The sequence below is a fragment of the Hyalangium ruber genome, assembly GCF_034259325.1.
Classification (GTDB): Bacteria; Myxococcota; Myxococcia; order Myxococcales; family Myxococcaceae; genus Hyalangium_A; species Hyalangium_A rubrum.
The window spans coordinates 315,720-336,287 of the sequence record NZ_JAXIVS010000001.1 but is presented as its reverse complement, the minus strand read 5'-3'; the positions used below and the strand labels follow the sequence as shown (position 1 = coordinate 336,287).

Below are 20,568 nucleotides of genomic sequence, written 5' to 3'. Positions count from 1 at the left end.
CAAGGGCTATCATCGCGTGACGTCATGAAGATCTCCCCTCTGTCCCGGTGCGTTGCCCTCGTTCTGCTCTCGCTCTGTCTGTCTGGCGCAGACTGTGACGGCACGCCTCCATCGGATCCCGACGTCATCGATCCGATCGGCGACGCCGAGTGCTCGTACTACAACCCGAACAGCTACTCGAAGGCCTCCGGACGCTTCGAAGCCACGGTGGATGGCCGCTCCGTCGGGACGTGGAGGCTCGCCGTCTCTGTCGTGCCGCATCCCGGAGGTGCTCATGACGTCTGGTTCTCCGCATGCATTCTGGCGGGGGGCGGCATCGAGACCTGGCGCTACTCCTCCATCTCCTTCCTCTCGGGGCCGGTGAGCGGGACGCCCGTGAAGCTGCCGGCTCCTGGGAGCCGTGCCCCTGGGTTCACGGGAGGCCTGCTCGACATCCTGGGCAACCGGGAGCACCACTTCTACGTTCATGGCGGCGGAGAACTCGAGGTGCAGGAGTTCGACCCGGTCGCCCGCCGCTTCGTGGCGCGAGGCGAGATGTACCCCGAGCAAGGTGGCACTGTGTCCCTCTCATGGGACGTGACGTGGTGAGGCTCCAGTGCTCCTTTTAAGTCTGGCGACGCTCGTCGTATCGGCGCTGATGGTGGTGGCGCTCTTCGTGTCCCTCTTCGTCTCGCAGCGCTCCCTCACCAAACCCACGTTCGTGGTGGGCGTGGGAGATCTGCTCGTCGCCGGCTTCATGATGGCCTCGGGCGACGAGTCGACCAGGATGACCGCGACGCTTCCGGGGATCGCGGGCGTGCTGGTCCTCTTCATCGCCCTCCTCATCTATGTTGGCGAGTCCATGTTGGGCTCGCAGAAGGAGAAGCGGACTCCTCCCTCCAAGCCGCCACGCCGGCCGTCGGTGCGCGACTTCGACTGAACCGTGTTCTTTACTTACGCCGGACCGCGAGCATGAGGAGTCCGCCCAGTCCCAGCACGACGACGGTGAGCAGGACACGCCCCGGCGTGCTCAAGAAGAGCATCGCGAACACGATCGGCATCCCCCGGAACAGCTTGATCGCGGGGCCGGGCTCCGACAGGTTGCCCGCGAGGTCCACGCTCCGAAGAGCCACCTCCGCTCCTCGCTCCTTGGCGATGTCGAAGTTGTAGATGCACGACCCTTTGCCCATGTACTGCTGTCCGGGAGGCAGCAGTGCCAACATGCGCTCGGGCGCTTTCGCCGAGACCACCACGACGGCCAGTTGATCACTGCTCGCGCGGTCATCCGCGGCCCCCGAGGTCCGCACGGTGTAGCCCTCGCGCTCGGCCTCGCAGCTGCTCCACATCGATCGCCAGCAAGTAGCGCTTGCCCTCCTCGAGCGGTGAGCCGGGAAGGAGCCGCACCAGCCGGTAGCCCAGCGTCTCCTGGCGGAACGGCACCTGTGTCCCCTCCGTGTCCAGGAGCAGCAGCTTCTGCGAGTCCAGCTTCCCCACGAGGAAGGTGACGTTCGGAGGCACGGTGCCCTCTGGCGGAAAGACCTCCGGCCCATCCGCGCAGCTGCATGCGTGGGAGACAGCGGGCCGCAGGAGTCCGAGGAGAAGGCTCAGGAGCAGGAGGAGGCGCCACATGAAGCCCATTTGAGCTGAAGCTCCCTCAGGCCGCGAGCGCCTCGTAGGCCGAGCGCCAGAAGTCCACGAAAGCCGGTGGCGCGGTCGGAGAGTCCATCATCCGCTGAGTCAGCAGGATGCCGATCAACCCGGTCTCCGGATCCCAGTAGCAGGAGGTGCCGTAGCCGCCGTCCCAGCCGAACCCGCGAGGCTCCCCAGGTTCATGCTTGTGGACGATGGAGAGGGCATAGCCCCATCCACGCTTGTCCCAGAAGCCTGGGCTGAAGAGCGACACCGCCTTCTGCTCGGGAGTGATGTGATCGGTGGTCATGAGCTCGATCGAGCGCTCCGAGAGGAGGCGTTTGCCCCCGTGCTCACCCCGGTTCAGCATCATCTGGGCGAAGGCCAGATAGTCGTCGGCCGTCGAGATCAGGCCGCCGGACGCGGAGGGGAAACCCGGAGGGTGGCTGAACTGGCTGTCTCGACCGGCGGCGTCGAAGACCTCGAGCTTCTCCGCTCCAGGCGGGCGCACGTAGCTGGCGGGGAGTCGGTCGAGCTTCTCGGCCGGAACGCTGAAGCGGGTGTCCTTCATCCCCAGCGGCTCGAAGATGCGCTCCCGCATGAAGTCCTCGAGGGGCTGGCCAGCGGCGCGTCCGAGCAGCACGCCCAGGACGGTGAGGCCCGTGTCATACAGCCACGCTTCGCCCGGCTGCCGCATCAGCGGCAAGGAGCCCAGGGCGCGGATCCACGCATCCGGACTCGGTGCCTTCGGCAGCCAGGGACCGACCGCGACGCCCTGCGCGGTCATGGCCTGGACGATGGGATACTCGCCCGGCGCCATGATCGCACCCATGCCCATGCGCAGCGTGAGCAGATCGCTGACGAGGATCGGGCGATTGGCGGGCACGGTGTCGTCCAGTGGCCCGTCGAGGCGCTTGAGCACCCTGCGATTTGCGAGCTCGGGCAGCAAGCGATCCACCGGCTCGTCGAGGCGGAGCTTCCCTTCCTCCACCAGCATCATCGTCGCCACACCCGAGACCGGCTTGGTCATCGAGGCGATGCGGAAGAGGGTGTCGCGCCGCATCGGCGCTGTGCCGCCAAAGGTCTGCATGCCGAGCGCGTTCACGTGGACCTCTCCGCCTCGGCTGAGCAGCGTCACGACGCCCGGCAGTTCTCCGCGTTCGATATGGGCCGCCATTGCCGCGTGCAGGCGATCGAGCCCCTCCTGGGTGAGCCCCGCGGGTGCTGTCGGCTTCCGCACTTCCGCCTGGGTGCAGCCCCACGTCGCCCCGAGTGCCGCGGCACCCCAGAGTACGCTCCGGCGGCTGAGCCCTGCGCCGTTCCCTTGACGTTGCATCGTTCGGTCCTCCCACCCCAGACTGGTTGCAGAATACAACTGGTTGCAGGGTAGGGGCGCTGGTGCGAGAATGCAACCGGTTTTCTGGGAGCAGAAGGATGAATGCCGCACACCGCTCAGGTTGCCCGATCAATCTCTCGCTCGAGGTCTTCGGGGACCGTTGGAGCCTGATCATCCTGCGGGACATGACGTTCGGTGGGAGGCGGCACTTCCGCGAGCTGCTGACGCAGTCGGAAGAAGGCATCTCGTCCAACATCCTGGCCGACCGCCTGAAGATGCTGCTGGAGGAGGGGATGATCACCAAGGCCGACGATCCCAGCCACAAGCAGAAGGGCATCTACAGCCTGACGGAGAAATCCATCGCGCTCGTCCCCATCTTCGCGCACCTGGGCGCTTGGGGGCGCCGGTACCTGCCGGTCACCGAGGAGCTCAGCATCCGTGCGCAGCTCCTGGAGGAGGGCGGCCCGGCGCTGTGGAGCCAGTTCATGGCCGAGCTGCGTGAGGTGCATCTCGGGATCCCGGCGAAACGCGCGGGGCCTTCTGTCGCCGAGCAGTTGCAGGCCGCCTACGAAGAAGTCCGCGCTCGGAGGACACCGAAAACCCGGCGGTGAGGGTGCCCTGGAATTTGCCAATGGAACTCACTGCTGCCTCGGAGCTCTCCCTTCGGGAGCTCTCCACGCTCTTCGCTCGCTCCTTCGAGGGCTACTTCGTCACCATTCCGGATGCACCGCTGCTGTTCGACGCTCGGGTGCGCGGCGAGCACATCTCGCTGGCGGACAGCCGCGTGGCACGGGTGGAGGGAGTGCCGGTAGGGCTGGTGCTGATGGCGCGGCGAGGGCGGGTGAGCCGGGTCGCGGGGATGGGGATCGTCCCCGCCTACCGCCACCGCAAGCTGGGCGGCGCCATGCTGAGTCCCCTGATGGAGGAGGCGCGGGCTCGTGGGGACACCCGGATGCTGCTGGAGGTCATCGAGCAGAACACTCCAGCGGTGAAGCTCTATGAGCGCCTGGGGTTCCAGCGGGTGCGCCGGTTGGTGGGCTTCGTGGGGACGCCGACGCCGGAGCCCGCCGAGCTCGAGGAAGTGGAGCCCGTGGACTGTGCGCGGCTGCTGCCCGAGGGGCTGCCGTGGCAGCTGGCGCCGGCCACCGTGGCGGGCCTGGCACTCCCGGCTCGCGCATTCCGACTCGGGCCCGCGGTGGCGGTGCTCGGAGACGTCTCCGCCCCTACGCTCGTGGTGCGGGCCATCGCCGTGGAGCCCGAGGCGCGTGGCAAGGGAGCAGGGCGCAGGCTCCTACGGGCACTGGCCGCCGCATACCCTGGCAAGTCCCTCGCTGTGAGCGCCATTGTCCCGGAGGGCCTGTGTGACCGCTTCTTCCTCGGCGCGGGCTTCAACCCTTCGCAGCTCACACAGCTCGAGTTCGCCCTCGGCCCCTGGTAAGGGGCACCGTGGGTCACCCTCCGTGCAGGGGGCTCAGGCGTCGTGTGGCACGGAGTCGGGCTCGCTCATCCGGCGGTGCATGGCTGCCTTCACGCGCTCTGGGAGGAAGCGCCCGGCGAGACCGAAGAGCTTGTTCTTCGAAGAGCCGGCCAGCACCTTCTCTCTGCCTGCCATCAGGGCCTTGAACCCCTGACGCGCCACCCGGGCGGGATCGTCCTTTTCCTGCCTGCCGACCCGCGTGTCGTCCATGCCGGCGCGGTGGAAGAAGTTCGTCTCCGTGGGGCCTGGCATCAGCGCCGTCACGGTGATGCCCACGTCCTTGAGCTCGTTCCGGAGCGACTCCGAGAACGACTGCACGAAAGCCTTGGAGGCACCGTAGACAGCCTCGAATGGTGAGGGCAGGAAGGATGCGATGGAGGACGTGAAGAGGATTCGCCCGCTCTTCTGCCGAATCATGTCCTTCGCTACGAGCTTGGCGAGGTGGACGGTGGAGGTGACGTTGAGCTGGATGAGCCGGAGCTCCTCCGCGAGCGAAGTCTGGCGGGTGAAGTCTCCGCCGACGCCTACCCCCGCGTTGAGCGCGATCGCGTCGATGGGGCGGCCCGCGGATTGGATTCTCGCGTAGAGCGCTTCCACGCCTTCGGTGAGGGCGAGGTCTGCTTGGATGAACTCGACGCGGCCGCTGCCCACCTGCCGAAGGCGTGAAGCGGCAGCCTCGATGCCGGTGTCCTCCGCCGTGATGAGCACATCGAAGCCGTTCTGCAGGAACTCGCGCGCGAGTTCGAAGCCGATACCGCTCGAGGCCCCGGTCACGACGGCGAACGGACGATGGGAGGAACTCTGCGCGTGGGACATGGGGCGCTCCGGAAGTCGGGTTTGCTCCCAAAGGTCAGGCTCACCTTGAAGGAGCGCCACCTGCCGGGCCGCTTTCGTCTGCCAGGCGAGCGTCCAGACGGCCAAGCAACGCCGCGTCCATGAGCCGCGACGCCGCTCACGCTTCGGTGACTGGTGGCGTTGACGGCGGCGACCTGGTTCAAACCAGTGTGTCCACTGGATGACAGTGAACGCGGTTGCTTGGACTCAGGGGCTCTTCAAGCACGGTACGAGGCGCGCATCAGGTGGGCAAGACGCGTGGAGCGTCCTGCTCATGCACTGGGGGCCCTCGCATGTCTGAAGCTCACCGAATCGCGGCACTGCGGAGCGTGGGGCTCTGCGTCTTCCTCGGGTTGCTGGGGGCATGTGCCACGGGGCGGCAGGAGGTCTCGTCACCCCAGGCCACCTCCCATCAGGCGGAAGAGCGCGTCGCGGAAGAGCGCGTCGCGGAAGAGCACGTCAAGGAGGATTGCACGGGAGGCCCTGCGCAGAGGTGTCTGGACCTCGGCCTGCGCTACCTGAATGGCAGCGGGGTGCCTCAGGACCAGGCTTGGGCCGCGGCGCTGTTCGAGAAGGCCTGCGAAGGCGGGTCAGTCCTTGGCTGCAACAATCTTGGTGTGTGCTACGCGGATGGGCTCGGCGTGGCTCAGGACGAGGGCCGCGCCGCCAAGCTGTATGAGCAGGCCTGCGAGGGCGGCAATGCCCCGAGCTGCAGCAACCTCGGCGCGTTCTATGCGAAGGGCCTCGGAGTGGCCCAAGACGCGCGCCGCGCCGTCGCGCTGTATGAGAAGGCGTGCGAGGGCGGAGCGGCCGCGGGCTGCCTCAACCTGGGCTTGAGTTACGACAGCGGCCTCGGAGTGGCCAAGGACGCGCGTCGCGCCGCCGCGTTGTTCGAGAAGGCGTGCGAGGGCGGAAATGCCGCGGGCTGCTTCAACCTGGGCGTGAGCTACGACAGCGGCCTCGGAGTGGCGCAGGACGTGCGCCGCGCCGCCGCGCTGTATGAGAAGGCGTGCGAGGGGAAGATGGCCGCGGGGTGCTTCAACCTGGGCGTGAACTACGCGCAGGGCAACGGAGTCCCGCGGGATGAGGGCCGTGCCGCCGCGTTGTATGAGAAGGCCTGCGAGGGCGGAGATGCCAAGGGTTGCAACAATCTCGGCGGGAGATACGCGAGGGGCCTTGGAGTGGCCCAGGATGAGCGCCGCGCCGCCGCGCTGTATGAGAAGGCGTGCGAGGGCGGCAGTGCCACGGGTTGCAACAATCTGGGCTTGAACTACGACAACGGCCAAGGGGTCACCTATGACGCGCGCCGCGCCGTCGCGCTGTTCGAGAAGGCCTGTGAGGGCGGGGAGGCCAAGGGGTGCTCCAACCTCGGCCTGAGCTACGCGAGGGGTACCGGAGTCCCTCAGGACGCGCGCCGCGCCGCCGCGCTGTTCGAGAAGGCCTGTGAGGGCGGGGTGGCCTTCGGGTGCGCATACCTTGGCTCGAGCTATGCGGAGGGCCTCGGAGTGGCGCAGGACGCGCGCCGCGCCGCCAAGCTGTATGAGAAGGCCTGCGAGGGCGGAGCGGCCATGGGGTGCTTCAACCTCGGCGTGAGCTACACGAAGGGCAGCGGAGTCCCGAAGGACGCGAGCCGCGCCGCCAAGCTGTATGAGAAGGCGTGCGAGGGCGGGGATGCCCTGGGCTGCAACAACCTCGGCAGCAGCTACGCGAAGGGCAACGGAGTCCCGAAGGACGCGAGCCGCGCCGCCAAGCTGTATGAGAAGGCCTGCGAGGGCGGAGATGCCCTGGCCTGCAACAACCTCGGCGGGAGCTATGAGCAGGGCAACGGAGTCCCGAAGGACGCGCGCCGTGCCCTCGCGCTGTATGAGAAGGCCTGCGAGGACGGGTTGGCCCAGGGGTGCGTCAACTTGGGTGTGAGCTACGCGAAGGGCAGCGGAGTCCCTCAGGAGCTGCGCCGTGCCGCTGAAATGTGCGAGGGCGGACTCGCACAGAGTTGCAACCACCTTGGCGTCAGCTACGCGAAGGGCAGCGGAGTCCCCGAGGACTCGCGCCGCGCCGCTGCGCTGTATGAGAAAGCCTGCGAGGGGAGAGATGCTACGGGCTGCGCCAACCTGGGCGGGATCTATGAGAACGGCCTTGGAGTTCCACGGGACGCGCGTCGCGCCGTCGAGTTGTACGAGAAGGCCTGCCAGGGCGGGGCGGCCGTGGGCTGCCACAACCTCGGCGTCAGCTACTCGAATGGTTTCGGCGTTCCCCGGGACGCGCGCCGTGCCGCCGAGATGTATGAGAAGGCCTGCGCGGGCGGAGATGCCTCGGGTTGCTACAACCTCGGCGTGAGCTACGAGAAGGGCACCGGAGTCCCTCAGGATGCGCGCCGCGTCGCCGAGATGTATGAGAAGGCCTGCGCGGGCGGGCTCGCCCGGGGGTGCGTCCATCTTGGTTATAGCTACGTGAAGGGCAGCGGAGTCCCGAAGGACATGCGCCGCGCCGCCGCGTTGTTCGAGAAGGGGTGCGAGGGCGGGTATGCTCGGGGCTGCGCCAACCTGGGCGTGAACTACGCGAATGGCGACGGAGTCCCGAAGGACATGCGCCGCGCCCTCGAACTGTTCCAGAAGTCCTGCGACGACGGGGCGGCCGAGGGCTGCCGCCACCTCTCCTTGAGCTACGAGCAGGGCATCGGAGTCGCCCAGGACGAGGTTCGGGCCTATGTGCTGAGGAAACGGGCCGCTGAGCTGGAAGCCCGCGCTGAGTAAACGGTGGACTGGTTGGAGGCGACCCCCAGACCTCCAACTGGTTGGAGGTGCCCCCTCAGGGCTCTAACTGGTTGGAGGCAGCCGGGTGGGGAGCAGGAGGCGCCTTGAGGACCCATGAGGTAGGGTAGGGCTACTGGGCGGTGGCGCGCCGTCCTGGCTGGAGAATGCCCATGGGAACGAAGCGACCCTCGCAGGAAGTGGATCCGCTCAGCCTTCCTGTGGGGATGCGGGTGGGGCCGTGGCGGATAGCGGCCTGGGGAGGCCGAGGCGCTTACGGCACGCTCTACCGTGTGGAGCGTGAAGGCCTCGAAGCCTCCGGCCCGCTCGCGCTCAAGCTAGCCATCCACCCGCGAGATGAGCGCTTCGCCCGCGAGGCGTGGTTGCTGTCGCACGTCCACAGTCCCCACGTTCCCCAGTTGCATGGCAATGGCGTATGGGAGCACTCCTCAGGAGCCTTTCCTTATCTGGTGATGGAGTGGGTGGAAGGCGAGCCGCTGTATGAGTGGGCCTCGCGGCGAAATCCCACCTCGCGGCAAGTCCTGCAAGTGCTGGCGCAGGTGGCGAGGGCCTTGGAGGCCACGCACGCAGTGGGTGGAGTCCATCGGGACGTCAAGGGCTCCAACGTGCTGGTACGGCCTGGAGATGGCCGGGTCTTCCTCACGGACTTCGGGGCGGGACACTACCGGGGCGCGGCCACGCTCACCTGGCGGCTGCTGCCTCCGGGTACTCCTGCTTATCGCAGCCCCGAGGCGCAGGCTTTTCTCCGCGTCTTTCTTCGTCACCCCACGGCGCATTACCCAGCCAGTGCGTGTGATGACCTCTTCGCATTGGGCGTGACGGCGTGGCGGTTGGTCACAGATGAGTATCCGCCCACGGACGAGGAAGGAGCCGAGGTGTGGCGCGAGGGTGGACCCGAGCCGCGTCTACCGCGAGAGCTCAACCCTCGCGTGAGTCCGGAGTTGGAGTCCCTCATCCTTCGCCTGCTGGATTTGGCTCCAGTGGAGCGTTTTGGGGGCAGGGCAGCGGCGGCGGCCGAAGCGCTGGAGCAGGCGGCCCGAGGTGCTGGGCCCGAGGGGGAGTGTCCGCTGTTCTGCTGGGGAAACGAGCCCAACCCTCGTTGGCGTTTCCCGGAGCGGGTAGGGCAGGTCGTGGAGCAGGATGCGGCCGCGAGGGAGGAACTGGCGCTGCGTGAGACAGCGTCGCGAGCACGGCAGAGTCGGCATCGGGGTGTCGTCCCCTGGTGGGGAGCGGAGCTGGCGGTGGCCATTCTTGCACTGCTGCTTACGGGGCTCACCGTGGCGTGGTTGCACCGAGCGCAGGAGACGGCTCCTGTTGCTTCAGAAGTGAGGTCCCAAGAGGAGGGCAGTGTAGCGGTGGCCGACAGCGCCGCTCTCACCTCGACACTCGCCACCGTGCTCACGGAAAGAAAGGTGTCGGCGGTGGGACTCCCGCTGCCCGAGAGCCCCTTTCCCGGTCAGCGCAGGCCTCCATGCACCAAGAATGGCGAGGTGGAGCTTCGTGGAGGGTGCTGGTACGAACTGGCCCGCGCCACGCTTCCATGCCGAGAGGATGCATACGAGTGGAAGGGGGCCTGTTACCTGCCTTCCTTTCCTCCCCGGCGCCAGCCCACGGCGCACCCACCGTGATTACTCCTCGGAGAAGAAGTCCGAGTCGACGCGCTTGAGTTCGTAAGAACCCACGGAGTTGACGCCGATGCTGAAGTCGAACATCAGCCCGGCCAACTGGACGCCATCAATGAGGACGATCTTCTTGTCGATGCGCGCGACGTACTCGCGGGCTTCCCGAGAGAAGGTCGAGGTGGTGAGGAAGACACCCTTGCGGGCTCGCTCTCCCTCGAGTGTTCCCGCGAAGCCTTGGACCTCGGGTCGGCCTACGGTGTTCTGCCAGCGTTTGGCTTGGACGTAGATGACATCTAGGCCGAGCGGGTCTTCCTTGATCATCCCATCCACCCCTCCGTCATGGCTGCGGCCCAGCGCCTTTCCGGCATCCTCGAGGGTACCGCCGTAGCCCATCTTCACGAGCAACTCGACCACCAGGCGCTCGAAGAAGCGGGGACTGGCCTGGAGCACCGCGGTCAGGAGTTCTCCTTCTGTCTTCTTGCGGAGCGCTTTGTAGGCGTTCTCGAGCGCTTCTTCGGGCGTGGCGGTGGGGGAGTCCGCCCGAGCGGTGGCTTCCTCCTCCTCGCGCTCCGCCGCCTGGGCGGGCTTCTCGTTGCTGCGCTCGACGAAGTCCTTGAACTCCTGGTAGCCGGCCAGGGTCGCATTGCTGATGCGGGAAGGCTTCTGCGCGAGCAGTTTCTGACCGCGCTCGGTGATCTGGTACACGCCACGCTTGACGGTGCGCAGAAGCCCCGCGCGTTCCATGTAGGTCTTCGCCCAACCCAAGCGGTTGTCGAAGATGGACTGGTTCCCGCTGGGAAGCAGCTCGGCCCGGTCCTTGTCTGTCAGGCCCACATCGGCGGCGACCCGCTCGCGCATGTCCTTGAGGAGGTACTCCTGTCCGTCGCCCAGCTGGCGGAGGAACGGGAGCATGAGGGACTGGTAGTCAGGAACGGGCATTCCTCTACTCTACCGGCAGACAGCGGCACGTTAGAACGGTGAGCCGTTCGCGCGCCGCCCCGGGGTGGACCAGAACCCGCTGATGTCCCAATGCAGGACGAAGCCTGAGCTCGGATCTCCATCCACCTGGCGGTTGAAGGACACGTTGTCCTGGGTGCTCGAGTAGACGCTCTCGCTGGCGATCTGTCCGGAGGCGTCCCGAAGGGTGACGTACTCCGTGCCGCTGTTGTTGAGCGCCAGCCGCCCGCTGGAGGCTGCCTCCGTGTTCGGCGTGCCCGGCGTGAACGCGGAGGGGCCTCCGAACACCACCCACGCCTTGCCGGGCTGCAACACCGTGCCGGCATCGAACACGTGGCGTGCCGGCACGTCGGGGAAGCCATCCCAGATGCTCCAGCCGGACAGGTCCACCGGCTCGGTGCCGCCGTTGACGATCTCCACGAACTCGTAGTCCGTGAGCGCGCCGACGCCGCCATCCGGCAGCGTGCCGGAGGGCTCGTTGGGCAGGTACTCATTGATGAAGACCGCGGCCGGCGGAGGCAGGGCGACGAACGTCAGCGGCACGTCGCTGGTGTCTCGCGGCCAGGACGCGTACAGCGGGACGATGCCCAGGAACACGCCCGTGCTGTCCACGTTCGGCACCGTCCACGTGTAGCTGCCCGGGCCCTCTTCGAAGATGTAGGTCAGGAAGTTCCACGTCACTCCGAAGTCCAGGGAGTACGACAGCACCAGGGTGCCGAGGCCCGGCGAGGCCTCCCAGGTGATGACCAGCGGGCTGCCAGCCGAGTACGTGCCGCCCGTAGGGCCAGTGAGGGTGAGCGTGGGCGGCGTGGGAGTGGCTCCGAAGTCATACTGGCTGACCACCGGGTAGTGGTCGCTGGTGGTGCCCGCGTAGTCGGGGATCCACGTCGGACGCAGCACCTGGACCGTCTGCGGGAGGTAGTGCGCCATCACCTCGTTCGTGGCCAGCGTGTGGTCGATCATGTCCGGGAAGTCCGTGGTGGAGCTCTCGCCCGCGTACGACAGCACCTCGGTGACGAAGGTGTAGTCGGTGCCGTCGTTGACGAAGCTCTGGTACGGGCTGGGCAGCGGGATGCCCGCCTCGCGGGTGATGGACTCGTCCACGTCGTCATTCCAGTCGCCCACCACGAACACCCGGCTGGAGGGCATCGCGTCGAGGTAGTTCTTCAACGCCAGGCCCGCGCGCTGGCGTCTGTCATAGGAGGCCTGATCCTCGAAGGCCTTCATGTGGAGCACGATGAGCGTGAGCGGTGACTCCACGCCTTGGATGGGCGTGAGGAAGTCCACCCGCATGGGAGGCCGGCCGCCGAAGTCGTTGGAGGCGCTGGTGAGGATGAGCTCGGCGCTCTGGAAGGTGAGGCGGCTGTCGTAGAGCACGCCCAGCTTCTGCCCGGTGGGGCTGTAGTACGAGGAGCCCCACTGGACGCGCGGATCATTGGACAGGAAGCCGTCGTAGCCGGGCAGCTGAGCCTTGAGCGCATCGAAGTCCGCGTTGTCGACGATCTCCACCAGGCCCCAGAGGTTGATGCCGTAGCTCGTCAGCACCTCGCGCACGTTGGCGAACTGGACGGCGTCCACCGGGCCTCCCGGCGGCGTGGAGCGGGGTGGGCCCTGGGTGTCGCTGCCGAACCACTCGATGTTCCAGTGGGCCACACGGAAGGGCACCCCCGCGTCAGGGCCGGAGCCGCCATCCGGCGTGCCGCCATCCGGTGTGCCGCCATCGGTCCCCGAGCCGCCATCCGGCGTACCGCCATCGGTCCCCGAGCCGCCATCCGGCGTACCCCCATCGGAAGGAAGGGTGCGCACGGTGAGCGAGAACACCCGCGAGTCCACGCCTCCCATCGAGTCCTCGAGAGTGACGGTGAAGGACCAGATGCCCGTGGCGCTGGGCGTGCCGCGCACGGAGCCATCCGAGCCGAAGGAGAGGCCGGGAGGCAGGGTGCCGGAGTAGCCCCAGGTCAGGGTTCCTTGCCCACCCGTGTAGCCGAGGACGTGGACATAGGAGGTGTTGAGGGTGGCGTCCGGCAGGTCCGTCGTGGTGATGCGAGGCGGATGGCGGACGAAGAGGCTGACCGTCTGCGTGCTGGAGCGGTCATTGGCATCGGTGACGCGCACGGTGAAGGAGGCGCTCCCGCCCGCCTGCGGCGTGCCGGAGACGACGCCCGAGGAGAGCTGGAGGCCCGGGGGCAGGTCGCCGGACACCTGCGCGAAAGAGTAGGCCGGCTTGCCACCCGACACGGGGAGGGGCTGCGAGTAGGCGGTCCCCACGCGGGCCTCTGGCAGCGTGGCGGGGAGCGTCGGCAGGGCGTAGACCGAGAGCGCGAGGGTGCGTGCGCTGGTGCGACCGCTGGTGTCGCGCACCGTCACCTCGAAGGAGGCGGTACCCGACGCCGTGGGCGTGCCGGAGAGGACACCATTGCTCGCGAGGGACAGGCCCGGAGGCAATTCGCCCTGGGAGAGCATGAAGTGATACGGCGGCTTGCCGTTCGTGCCGGGGATGGTGGTGGTGTAGGGCTCGGAGACGTACCCGTCGCCGAGCGTGACCGCGGGGATGGAGGGCGGCTCGTAGACGGTGACGGAGAGTGTCCGCGTGGCCGTGCTGCCCAGGCTATCGGTGAGCTGAACGGTGAAGGTGAAGGTGCCGGGCGTGGTGGGTGTGCCGGAGAGGACTCCTTCGTTGCCAAGCGTCGTGCCCGGAGGCCACGTGCCGGAGAGCTGCGACCAGCGATAGGGAAGGACGCCTCCGGAGCCCGTGAAGGTGATGGAGAGAGGACTGCCTCGGTAGGAGTCGCTGAGGGGCGGGGGGTTGATGCTGAGCGGTGGGGGACGCACCTCGAGGGTAAAGGGCGCACGCTTCACGACGCCGTGGGCATCGGTGACGACGAACGCGACGGCGGAGGTGCCGTGGGTGGAAGGGGTGCCACGGATGGCGCCGGAGGGCTCCAGGACGAGCCCCGGCGGCAGGGGATCACCGCTGATGGCATAGGTGAGGGGTGGCTTCCCCCCCGTGGCCTCGAGCTGGGTGAAGTAGGGCGCTTCAGCGAACCCCACCGGCAGGGCCGAGGTGACGAACCGGGGAGCCTCGAAGACGACCAGCGCGTAGCGCTCCTGGTCCCCGAGGCCGGCGCTGTCGCTGACGGAGAGGTCGAACTCGAAGCTCCCGGCGGTGCTGGGAGAGCCGGAGAGCGTGCCTGTCTGGGCGTCGAGCGTAATGCCCTCGGGAAGCCCCTGGGCGGAGTAGGTGAGGGGCGGGGTGCCGCCCGTGGCGCCCAGGTTGCGCCCGAAGACCGCGCCGACGGTGCTCTCCCCCAGTGTGGTGGAGGGGAGGACCGGGGCGGGAGTGGAGGGCGTGCCGCTGTCGCCCGCGTCTCCCGGCTGGGGCCCCGCGTCGGAGGGCCCCTCGGGACCGCCTCCCGAACAGGCGGTCAGCGTGCAAAGCAGCAGAAGAACGGTGAGGAGACGACCGGGAGACATAGCGCCACTCCGTGAGAGGGCGCCCACTCTAGAAGGTCGAGCCCTCCCGGGTCAGCCCCTCCGCCCGTTCGATGCGGTCGAGGAAGCAGGCAGGCCCAGCACGTACGTCACTGGCGGCTTACCGGGCTTGTGCGCCACGCCCACCTCCCAGGTGTAACCCTCGCGGGTGAGCGACTGTGTCATGCGCCGCAGCTCCTCGGGCCGGTGGGCGCGCAGCGTGGAGACGAGCCCATCCCAGAAGATGGCCAGGGGCAGGAGGGGCACCGCATAGGTGAAGAAGAGCCGGGGCAGGGTGAGGGGGCGCAGCATGGGCGTGAAGGCCAGGACGAGCAGGGGGATGAACAGGGAGCTGATCACCCCCTTGGGCGAGCGCTCCACCACCTCGAACACGCCGATGGGGACTCCCCGCGCCTGGGCATCGGCAAGCACCGCCCGCGCCTCTTCCGGGCGGAAGTGGTGGAGGGCGTTGAACATCGTCCGCATGCCTCGAAGCTCGGCGGGGACCCGCATCGCGTCCACGGGCTGCTCCAGGTACTCCGCGCCCGTGGCGGTCGCTCGCTGCCGTGCCTGCTCGTTCGGGAACAAGTCACTCTGCAGCACCCGGACACGCCGGCCCTGCTCTCGCTCCAGGCTGTCGCACAGCCGGGGCAGCGGCCCGCCTCCTCCCGAGCCCAGGTCGACCACCGTGTCGGTGCCACCCGCCTCCAGGCCTCGGAGCAGCAGGGGAGCGACCGCGTCGAAGATGCCCATCCGCTGGGCGATGGTGGCGAGGTAGTTGGTGCAGTGGTCCCGCAGGGGGGCGGGGTACCACCGCTGATCGAGCAACTCGAAGAGATGGAGGCGCGGCCACCAGGTACGAGAGGGCGTCATCGTGGTTTCCATGCCCCGAGGATGGCTCCGGAGCCGGGGCCGCGCACTGACACCGGACGCCAGAACGGTTTGCCGGGCGCGCCACGGAGCCGCTAGACATACGGGGCATGCCCTCCTCGGCCGTCGCCGCCCTCGGCTCCCGAAGCGTCCGTCATGCCATGCAGGTGTTGGACGCCCTGAAGCTGCCAGGCGTCACCTCCGAGCGACTGTGCCGGGAGTTCGGCCTGTCGCTCTCCGCGCTGGAAGACCCGGAGTACCGCATCCCCTACGCCACGCTGGACGCGCTGCTGGAGCGGGCGGTGGAGCTCAGCGGGGATGACAACCTGGGGCTGCACATGGCCAACCTGCCGGTGGTGGACCCGGACGACATGGCCTCGGCCGTGATCGCCACCAGCCCCAACCTGCACGAGTCCTTCGAGCGGGGCGTGCGCTACCAGCGGGTGTGGGGGGATGGGGAGCGCCTCAAGCTGGAGGAGACGGAGCGAGGCATTCGGGTGCGCTACACCCCCGTGGGCGCGTGGCGGCCGGCGCACCGGCACCTGTCGGAGATGGCGATGGCGCAGTTCATCCAGGGCGCACGCCTGCTCACCGGGCAGAACGTCACCCCGCTGTGCGTGCGCTTCGTGCATCCAGAGCCGGCCGACGCACGCGAGCACCGGGAGCGCTACGGCTGTCCCATCGTCTTCAGGGCTCCCACCAACGACATCGAGTTCTCCCGCGAGGACGCGGCCCTCCCGTTCCTCCACGCCGACGCGCTGGTCCACGCCATCTTCGAGCGCCAGGTGCAGCGGGAGCTGAGCCAGCTACCGGAGGCGCCCGGGGTGGTGGCGCGGGTCCGGGCCTACCTGCAGCGCTCGCTGGGCGGCGGGGACTACACCTTCGCGGCCGTGGCGCGAGCGCTCCACCTGCCGGCGCGCACGCTCCAGCGTCGGCTGGCCGAGGAGGGGCAGAGCTACGCGGCCATCCTCGAGGAGCTGCGCCGCGAGCGCGCCTCGGACTTCCTGCAGCGGCGGGTGTCCATCGCCGAGGTGTCCTTTCTGCTGGGCTACAGCGATCCGAGCGTCTTCCACCGCGCCTTCAAGCGCTGGTGGGGCATGAGCCCGGAGGCATTTCGGCAGCGTCACGGCGCCAGCCGCTGAGGCATACTGCCGCGCGAATGCGCTACTTCGATGACTTCCAGGTGGGCGAGACGTTCGAGACACGCTCCTATTTGGTGACCCGCGAGGAGATCCTGACCTTCGCCCGGCAGTACGATCCCCAGCCTTTCCACATCGACGAAGAGGCGGCCCGTCACTCCATCTTTGGAGGCATCATCGCCAGCGGCTGGAACACCGCCTCCATCTGCCACCGGCTGGTGGTGGAGAACATCCTGGGCAACACCGCGAGCATGGGCTCTCCGGGACTGGACGAGCTGCGCTGGCTGCGCCCGGTGCGGCCCGGGGACGAACTCTCGGTGCGGGTCGAGGTGCTCTCGCTGGCGCCCTCCCGGAGCAAGCCGGATCGGGGCGCCATCAAGTTCCGCTTCGAGGTGCGCAACCAGACGGGCGAGCCAGTGATGACCGAGATCGCCACGGCCCTGTTCAGCCGGCGTCCGGGCGCCTCCTGAGCCATACCACTGAAGTGGTGGTCGATACCTGACCACCTGGGAGTATGATGGAGGGCCATGAAGCGTGGCCTTCTTTTGTCCCTGGTGGCGCTGTTCGTCGGCTGTGGCGATTCCCTGCCGGATGAGCGGCAGGCCGCCGTTCATGTCGACGTCTCCTTCGACTTCAACGCGGGCTGCATCGTCGTGCTGGCGCGCGACAAGTCGGCCCCCGAGAAGCAGCAGAGCAAGCAGGCCCTGGTGTTCAGCCGCCCGGTGCGGTCCGCGGACTTCGCCGTCTTTCGCGGGAGCGACTGGGGGCGCACGCTGGAGGTCTTCGTCACCGCTCATGAGCGGGAGTGCGGGGGGCAGGAGGTGGCCCGCGAGACGCGGGAGTTCACCCTCGACAAGCCGGGCACGCAGGAGGTGCTCGTCGCGCTGAGCGCGCCGGACGTGGACAACGACGGCTACGTGGCCGCTCCCAGGGGAACGGACTGCAACGACGCCCAGGTGGGCAACTTCCAGCAGGATTTCTTCCGCGATCAGGACGGCGATGGCGTGGGCGCGGGCACCTCCGCGGCGAAGGGCTGCACGGCGCCAGCGGGTCTCGTGGCCTCCAGCAACGACTGCAATGACGCGGACAACACCATCGCTCCGGGCAAGACCGAGCTGTGCGACGGCAAGGACAACAACTGCGTCAACGGCATGGATGAGGGGCTGACCCTCACGGGCTACTACCTCGATGGCGATGGCGATGGCGCCGGGGCGGGCCCGGCCGTGATGGCTTGTGCGCAGCCGGCCGGCCACGTCATCTCCGGCAATGACTGCGACGACACCAACGCCCAGCGCACGCCGGGCAAGGCCGAGGTGTGCGATGGCGTGGACAACAACTGCGTCAGCGGCGTCGATGAAGGGCTGCCCCTGACGGACTATTTCCGGGACAACGACGGCGACGGCGTGGGCGGGGGCGCGGCCGTGAAGGCTTGCATGCAGCCGGCCGGTCTCGTCACCACGGGCAACGACTGCGACGACACCAACGCCCAGGTCACGCCGGGCAAGGCCGAGGTGTGTGACGAGGTGGATAACAACTGCGTCGGTGGCGTGGACGAAGGGCTGCCGACGACCGCGTATTACCGCGACGCGGACGGCGACAGCTTTGGTGCCCAGGCAAGCATGGTGCAGAGGTGCCGCATGCCCACGGGTTACGTCACCGCGGGCTCAGGCTTCGACTGCGATGACACCAATGCGAACGTGAAGCCGGGCGCCACCGAGGTGTGCAACAACATCGACGACAACTGCGTGGGCGGCAGCGACGAGGGCTTCAACAAGAACTGGTACCGTGACGCGGACAACGACACCTACGGGCTTCAGAGCGACGTGGTGGTGAACTGCGTGCAGCCTGGCGGCCGAGTGGCTCCCACGGCCCAGTTCGACTGCGACGACACGCGCAACACGGTGTTTCCGGGGGCCACCGAGACGTGCAACAGCCGGGACGACGACTGCGACAACAGCACCGACGAGACGTTCGCTGACAAGGGGAATGCCTGCACGAACGACACCTGCACGGGCACGCGTCAGTGCAAGGCGGACGAGACCGGCACCGAGTGCAACGCGCAGCCTCCCGTGAACTACTACCCGGACGCGGACGCGGACACGGCGGGCGCGACAGCCGGCCCCGTGGCCAAGGTGTGCGCGTCCCAGTCGCCTCCCGCGAACCACGTCTTGAACGACTACGATTGTGATGACACGGACCCCCACAACCGTGGCGGTGGGACCGAGGTCTGTGACGATCGGGACAACAACTGCTTCGGAGGGAAGGACGAAGAGAACGTCTGTGGTGGCAAGATTTGGAAGCCGCTGAATGATGCGACGCTGACGGCCCGGAACTGGAACACCGTGGCGGTGGGGGATGGCGGGTATCCGGTCTGGGTCGCGGGAGATGCGGGCGCGCTGGCCTTCCGAGCTACGGCGGGTGCTGCCTTCACCTCCCGGTTCGCGCTGTGTGGCGCTGTCAACTGGAGAGCCGTGTGGGTTCAGCCGGGCACCGGTCAGGTATTCATGGCGGGAGACGGTGGCAACCTGGCGACGCTCTCATTGCCGGGCGCGTCGTGCGCCACGGGCAGCACCGTGAACGCCACCGGAGGGACCACGTCCAACCGGCCGCTGACGGGCATCATCGGCTTCGGTTCGAGCACCACCGTCTACGTGGTGAATGATGTCGGGCAAGTGTACGAGTGGACTTACGGCAACCACCCCGTCTTCAAGAAGACCTCCGGGGAGAGCTTCCAGGACATCCATGGGGCGTCGGCCTCCAAGCTTCTCGCCGTCGGAAATATCGATCCGCAGAACGACAGCGACATCTTGGGCTACGACGCTGTCGCGAACAGCAATCTCGTCGACCACTCGTTCAGCTCGAGCAGCACCGACCGAGCCCTGCGGGGAGTCTGGGCCTGGGACAACACCCATGCCTACGCCGTGGGCGCGCTGGGAACCCTGTGGTGGTGGGATGGGAACACCACCTGGCACTCCGCCAGCCAGGACACCTCCGTGACGACACGGTTCAACAGCGTGGTGGCCTTCGACATCTCCTCCGCGTACATCGCCTGCGAGGACGGAAAGATCCGCCGGGGCAGGGTGGGGGGTTGGACGGAGCACTACTCCGGCAGCACCGCCCTCAAGGACATCGCCGCGGCCTCGACGCAGGACATCTGGGCCGTGGGCAACGGCGTCGTCGTCCACTTCCCGGAAGCCCCGTAGTCCGCGCACCACATCCATTGAGTAGGGCCGCTGCCTCCTCTAGAGTCCTCCCGGGCTCCACGGGGGGGCAGCGCCGTTTGGCGGCTCGCCATGCCCGCGTGAACCCTTCCTCACTCCAAGGAGCGACGCGGATGCTGAACCTGAAGCCGTTGGCGATGGGTCTGGTGGTAGCTGCTGCGGGCCAGGCCCTGGCGGCCCCTCCGAAGCAACTCGGCAAGCCCGAGGGCAAGCTCAACATCATCGCCTGGCCGGGCTATATCGAGCGCGGCGAGACCGACAAGAAGTACGACTGGGTCACCCAGTTCGAGAAGGACTCCGGCTGCAAGGTCAACGTGAAGACGGCGGCCACCTCGGACGAGATGGTGAGCCTGATGAACCAGGGCGGCTATGACCTGGTGACGGCCTCCGGTGACGCCAGCCTGCGCCTGGTCCACGGCAAGAAGGTGCAGGAGATCAACTTGGAGCTCATCCCCTCGTGGAAGACGGTGGACGAGCGGCTGAAGAACGCGCCCTGGCACACGGTGGAGGGCAAGCACTACGGCGTGCCCTACCAGTGGGGCCCCAACGTGCTCATGTACAACACCAACGTCTTCAAGGAGGCGCCCACCTCCTGGTCCGTGGTGTTCGAGCCGCAGAACCTGCCGGACGGCAAGCCCAACAAGGGCCGCGTCCAGGCCTATGACGGCCCCATCTACGTGGCCGACGCGGCGCTGTACCTCATGAAGAAGAAGCCGGAGCTCGGCATCAAGGACCCCTACGAGCTCAACGACAAGCAGTACGCCGAGGTGCTCAAGGTGCTGCGCGCCCAGAAGCAGCTCACGCACCGCTATTGGCACGACGTCACCGTGCAGATGAACGACTTCAAGAACGAGGGCGTCGCCGCCTCGAGCGCCTGGCCCTACCAGGTCAACGCGCTCAAGGCCGAGAAGCAGCCCATCAACTCCACCATCCCCACCGAGGGCTCCACGGGCTGGGCGGACACCACCATGCTGCACACCAACGCCCAGAACCCGGTGTGCGCCTACAAGTGGATGGAGTGGTCGCTCAACAAGAACCTCCAGTCGGCGCTGGCCGAGTGGTTTGGCGCCAACCCCGTGGTGCCCGAGGCCTGTAAGACGGCGGCCCCCGGTGGCGGGGATTTCTGTAAGACGAACGGCTTCGAGCGCTTCGAGCAGGTCCACTTCTGGAAGACGCCGGTGGCCAAATGCGCTAGCCAGGGCACATGCGTCCCCTACAGCAAGTGGACTCAGGACTACATCGGCGTGATGGGCGGCCGCTGA

17 protein-coding genes are annotated in these 20,568 nt (G+C 67.7%); 10 read left to right on the top strand and 7 right to left on the bottom strand.

Translation table 11 applies throughout. The annotated features are described in order from the left end of the window. Positions 1-24 precede the first annotated feature (24 nt). Both SYV04_RS01440 and SYV04_RS01435 read left to right on the top strand, forming a co-directional pair. On the top strand, positions 25-588 hold the full coding sequence (locus SYV04_RS01440) for a hypothetical protein (RefSeq protein ID WP_321543742.1): 564 nt from the start codon (positions 25-27) through the stop codon (positions 586-588). A gap of 7 nt (positions 589-595) precedes the next feature. After that, on the top strand, positions 596-919 hold the full coding sequence (locus tag SYV04_RS01435; RefSeq protein ID WP_321543741.1) for a hypothetical protein: 324 nt from the start codon (positions 596-598) through the stop codon (positions 917-919). A 10-nt stretch (positions 920-929) separates the two neighbouring features. Here SYV04_RS01435 and SYV04_RS01430 read toward each other — a convergent pair whose 3' ends face one another. From SYV04_RS01430 to SYV04_RS01420, 3 genes are read right to left on the bottom strand one after another with little or no spacing between them, the layout of a single operon-like run. Continuing rightward, positions 930-1,325 carry a hypothetical protein gene (locus tag SYV04_RS01430; RefSeq protein WP_321543740.1) on the bottom strand — a complete coding sequence of 132 codons (396 nt, stop codon included), beginning with the start codon at positions 1,323-1,325 and terminating at the stop codon, positions 930-932. Continuing rightward, positions 1,261-1,608, bottom strand: a complete 348-nt coding sequence (locus SYV04_RS01425) for a hypothetical protein (RefSeq protein ID WP_321543739.1) — start codon at positions 1,606-1,608, stop codon at positions 1,261-1,263. Before SYV04_RS01425 ends, SYV04_RS01430 begins: the two co-directional genes overlap by 65 nt. Positions 1,609-1,633: 25 nt before the next feature. Then, entirely contained in the window at positions 1,634-2,944 is a 1,311-nt protein-coding gene (locus tag SYV04_RS01420; RefSeq protein WP_321543738.1) for a serine hydrolase domain-containing protein, read from the bottom strand. A gap of 98 nt (positions 2,945-3,042) precedes the next feature. Here SYV04_RS01420 and SYV04_RS01415 point away from each other — a divergent pair, with 98 nt between their 5' ends. Together SYV04_RS01415 and SYV04_RS01410 are read left to right on the top strand one after the other, a co-directional pair. After that, positions 3,043-3,555: a winged helix-turn-helix transcriptional regulator gene (locus SYV04_RS01415; RefSeq protein ID WP_321543737.1), complete on the top strand. Its 513-nt coding sequence runs from the start codon at positions 3,043-3,045 to the stop codon at positions 3,553-3,555. A 20-nt stretch (positions 3,556-3,575) separates the two neighbouring features. Beyond that, the gene (locus SYV04_RS01410; RefSeq protein WP_321543736.1) at positions 3,576-4,382 is read left to right on the top strand and encodes a GNAT family N-acetyltransferase; all 807 of its coding nucleotides are present in this window, start codon (positions 3,576-3,578) and stop codon (positions 4,380-4,382) included. Between the two features lie 33 nt (positions 4,383-4,415). Here the strand turns inward: SYV04_RS01410 and SYV04_RS01405 are convergent, their stop codons facing one another. Continuing rightward, positions 4,416-5,237: an SDR family NAD(P)-dependent oxidoreductase gene (locus tag SYV04_RS01405; protein WP_321543735.1), complete on the bottom strand. Its 822-nt coding sequence runs from the start codon at positions 5,235-5,237 to the stop codon at positions 4,416-4,418. A 311-nt stretch (positions 5,238-5,548) separates the two neighbouring features. On the opposite strand from SYV04_RS01405, the gene SYV04_RS01400 reads away from it, so the two are divergent. Together SYV04_RS01400 and SYV04_RS01395 are read left to right on the top strand one after the other, a co-directional pair. Further along, complete coding sequence (locus SYV04_RS01400) at positions 5,549-8,008, top strand: tetratricopeptide repeat protein (RefSeq protein ID WP_321543734.1); 2,460 nt, start codon at positions 5,549-5,551, stop codon at positions 8,006-8,008. A gap of 170 nt (positions 8,009-8,178) precedes the next feature. Then, on the top strand, positions 8,179-9,654 hold the full coding sequence (locus tag SYV04_RS01395) for a serine/threonine-protein kinase (protein WP_321543733.1): 1,476 nt from the start codon (positions 8,179-8,181) through the stop codon (positions 9,652-9,654). On the opposite strand, the gene SYV04_RS01390 is transcribed toward SYV04_RS01395, so the two are convergent. Genes SYV04_RS01390 through SYV04_RS01380 form a run of 3 tightly spaced genes read right to left on the bottom strand, consistent with a single transcriptional unit; the run spans position 9,655 to position 14,949 of the window. Then, on the bottom strand, positions 9,655-10,587 hold the full coding sequence (locus SYV04_RS01390; RefSeq protein WP_321543732.1) for a restriction endonuclease: 933 nt from the start codon (positions 10,585-10,587) through the stop codon (positions 9,655-9,657). It abuts the gene before it with no gap. A 30-nt stretch (positions 10,588-10,617) separates the two neighbouring features. Then, on the bottom strand, positions 10,618-14,079 hold the full coding sequence (locus SYV04_RS01385) for a putative Ig domain-containing protein (RefSeq protein ID WP_321543731.1): 3,462 nt from the start codon (positions 14,077-14,079) through the stop codon (positions 10,618-10,620). Positions 14,080-14,130: 51 nt separating this feature from the next. Further along, positions 14,131-14,949, bottom strand: a complete 819-nt coding sequence (locus SYV04_RS01380; RefSeq protein WP_321543730.1) for a hypothetical protein — start codon at positions 14,947-14,949, stop codon at positions 14,131-14,133. A gap of 107 nt (positions 14,950-15,056) precedes the next feature. Between SYV04_RS01380 and SYV04_RS01375 the strand changes: the two genes are divergently transcribed. The 4 genes from SYV04_RS01375 (at position 15,057) to SYV04_RS01360 (ending at position 20,568) form a co-directional block, all read left to right on the top strand. Beyond that, entirely contained in the window at positions 15,057-16,088 is a 1,032-nt protein-coding gene (locus SYV04_RS01375) for an AraC family transcriptional regulator (RefSeq protein WP_321543729.1), read from the top strand. Between the two features lie 17 nt (positions 16,089-16,105). Further along, positions 16,106-16,555, top strand: a complete 450-nt coding sequence (locus SYV04_RS01370) for a MaoC family dehydratase (protein ID WP_321543728.1) — start codon at positions 16,106-16,108, stop codon at positions 16,553-16,555. Between the two features lie 57 nt (positions 16,556-16,612). After that, positions 16,613-19,288 (top strand): putative metal-binding motif-containing protein, encoded by a 2,676-nt coding sequence (locus SYV04_RS01365; RefSeq protein ID WP_321543727.1) that lies wholly within the window; start codon positions 16,613-16,615, stop codon positions 19,286-19,288. A gap of 131 nt (positions 19,289-19,419) precedes the next feature. Further along, on the top strand, positions 19,420-20,568 hold the full coding sequence (locus SYV04_RS01360; RefSeq protein ID WP_321543726.1) for an ABC transporter substrate-binding protein: 1,149 nt from the start codon (positions 19,420-19,422) through the stop codon (positions 20,566-20,568).

Excerpts from the sequence above, each read along its gene's own strand:
- SYV04_RS01430 (WP_321543740.1), bottom strand. The coding sequence starts at position 1,325 with ATGTGGAGCAGCTGCGAGGCCGAGCGCGAGGGCTACACCGTGCGGACC.
- SYV04_RS01420 (WP_321543738.1), bottom strand. The coding sequence starts at position 2,944 with ATGCAACGTCAAGGGAACGGCGCAGGGCTCAGCCGCCGGAGCGTACTC.
- SYV04_RS01385 (WP_321543731.1), bottom strand. The coding sequence starts at position 14,079 with ATGTCTCCCGGTCGTCTCCTCACCGTTCTTCTGCTGCTTTGCACGCTG.
- SYV04_RS01400 (WP_321543734.1), top strand. The coding sequence starts at position 5,549 with ATGTCTGAAGCTCACCGAATCGCGGCACTGCGGAGCGTGGGGCTCTGC.
- SYV04_RS01440 (WP_321543742.1), top strand. The coding sequence starts at position 25 with ATGAAGATCTCCCCTCTGTCCCGGTGCGTTGCCCTCGTTCTGCTCTCG.
- SYV04_RS01360 (WP_321543726.1), top strand. The coding sequence starts at position 19,420 with ATGCTGAACCTGAAGCCGTTGGCGATGGGTCTGGTGGTAGCTGCTGCG.
- SYV04_RS01425 (WP_321543739.1), bottom strand. The coding sequence starts at position 1,608 with ATGTGGCGCCTCCTCCTGCTCCTGAGCCTTCTCCTCGGACTCCTGCGG.
- SYV04_RS01380 (WP_321543730.1), bottom strand. The coding sequence starts at position 14,949 with ATGACGCCCTCTCGTACCTGGTGGCCGCGCCTCCATCTCTTCGAGTTG.
- SYV04_RS01375 (WP_321543729.1), top strand. The coding sequence starts at position 15,057 with ATGCCCTCCTCGGCCGTCGCCGCCCTCGGCTCCCGAAGCGTCCGTCAT.
- SYV04_RS01365 (WP_321543727.1), top strand. The coding sequence starts at position 16,613 with ATGAAGCGTGGCCTTCTTTTGTCCCTGGTGGCGCTGTTCGTCGGCTGT.
- SYV04_RS01390 (WP_321543732.1), bottom strand. The coding sequence starts at position 10,587 with ATGCCCGTTCCTGACTACCAGTCCCTCATGCTCCCGTTCCTCCGCCAG.
- SYV04_RS01405 (WP_321543735.1), bottom strand. The coding sequence starts at position 5,237 with ATGTCCCACGCGCAGAGTTCCTCCCATCGTCCGTTCGCCGTCGTGACC.
- SYV04_RS01395 (WP_321543733.1), top strand. The coding sequence starts at position 8,179 with ATGGGAACGAAGCGACCCTCGCAGGAAGTGGATCCGCTCAGCCTTCCT.
- SYV04_RS01410 (WP_321543736.1), top strand. The coding sequence starts at position 3,576 with ATGGAACTCACTGCTGCCTCGGAGCTCTCCCTTCGGGAGCTCTCCACG.
- SYV04_RS01370 (WP_321543728.1), top strand. The coding sequence starts at position 16,106 with ATGCGCTACTTCGATGACTTCCAGGTGGGCGAGACGTTCGAGACACGC.
- SYV04_RS01415 (WP_321543737.1), top strand. The coding sequence starts at position 3,043 with ATGAATGCCGCACACCGCTCAGGTTGCCCGATCAATCTCTCGCTCGAG.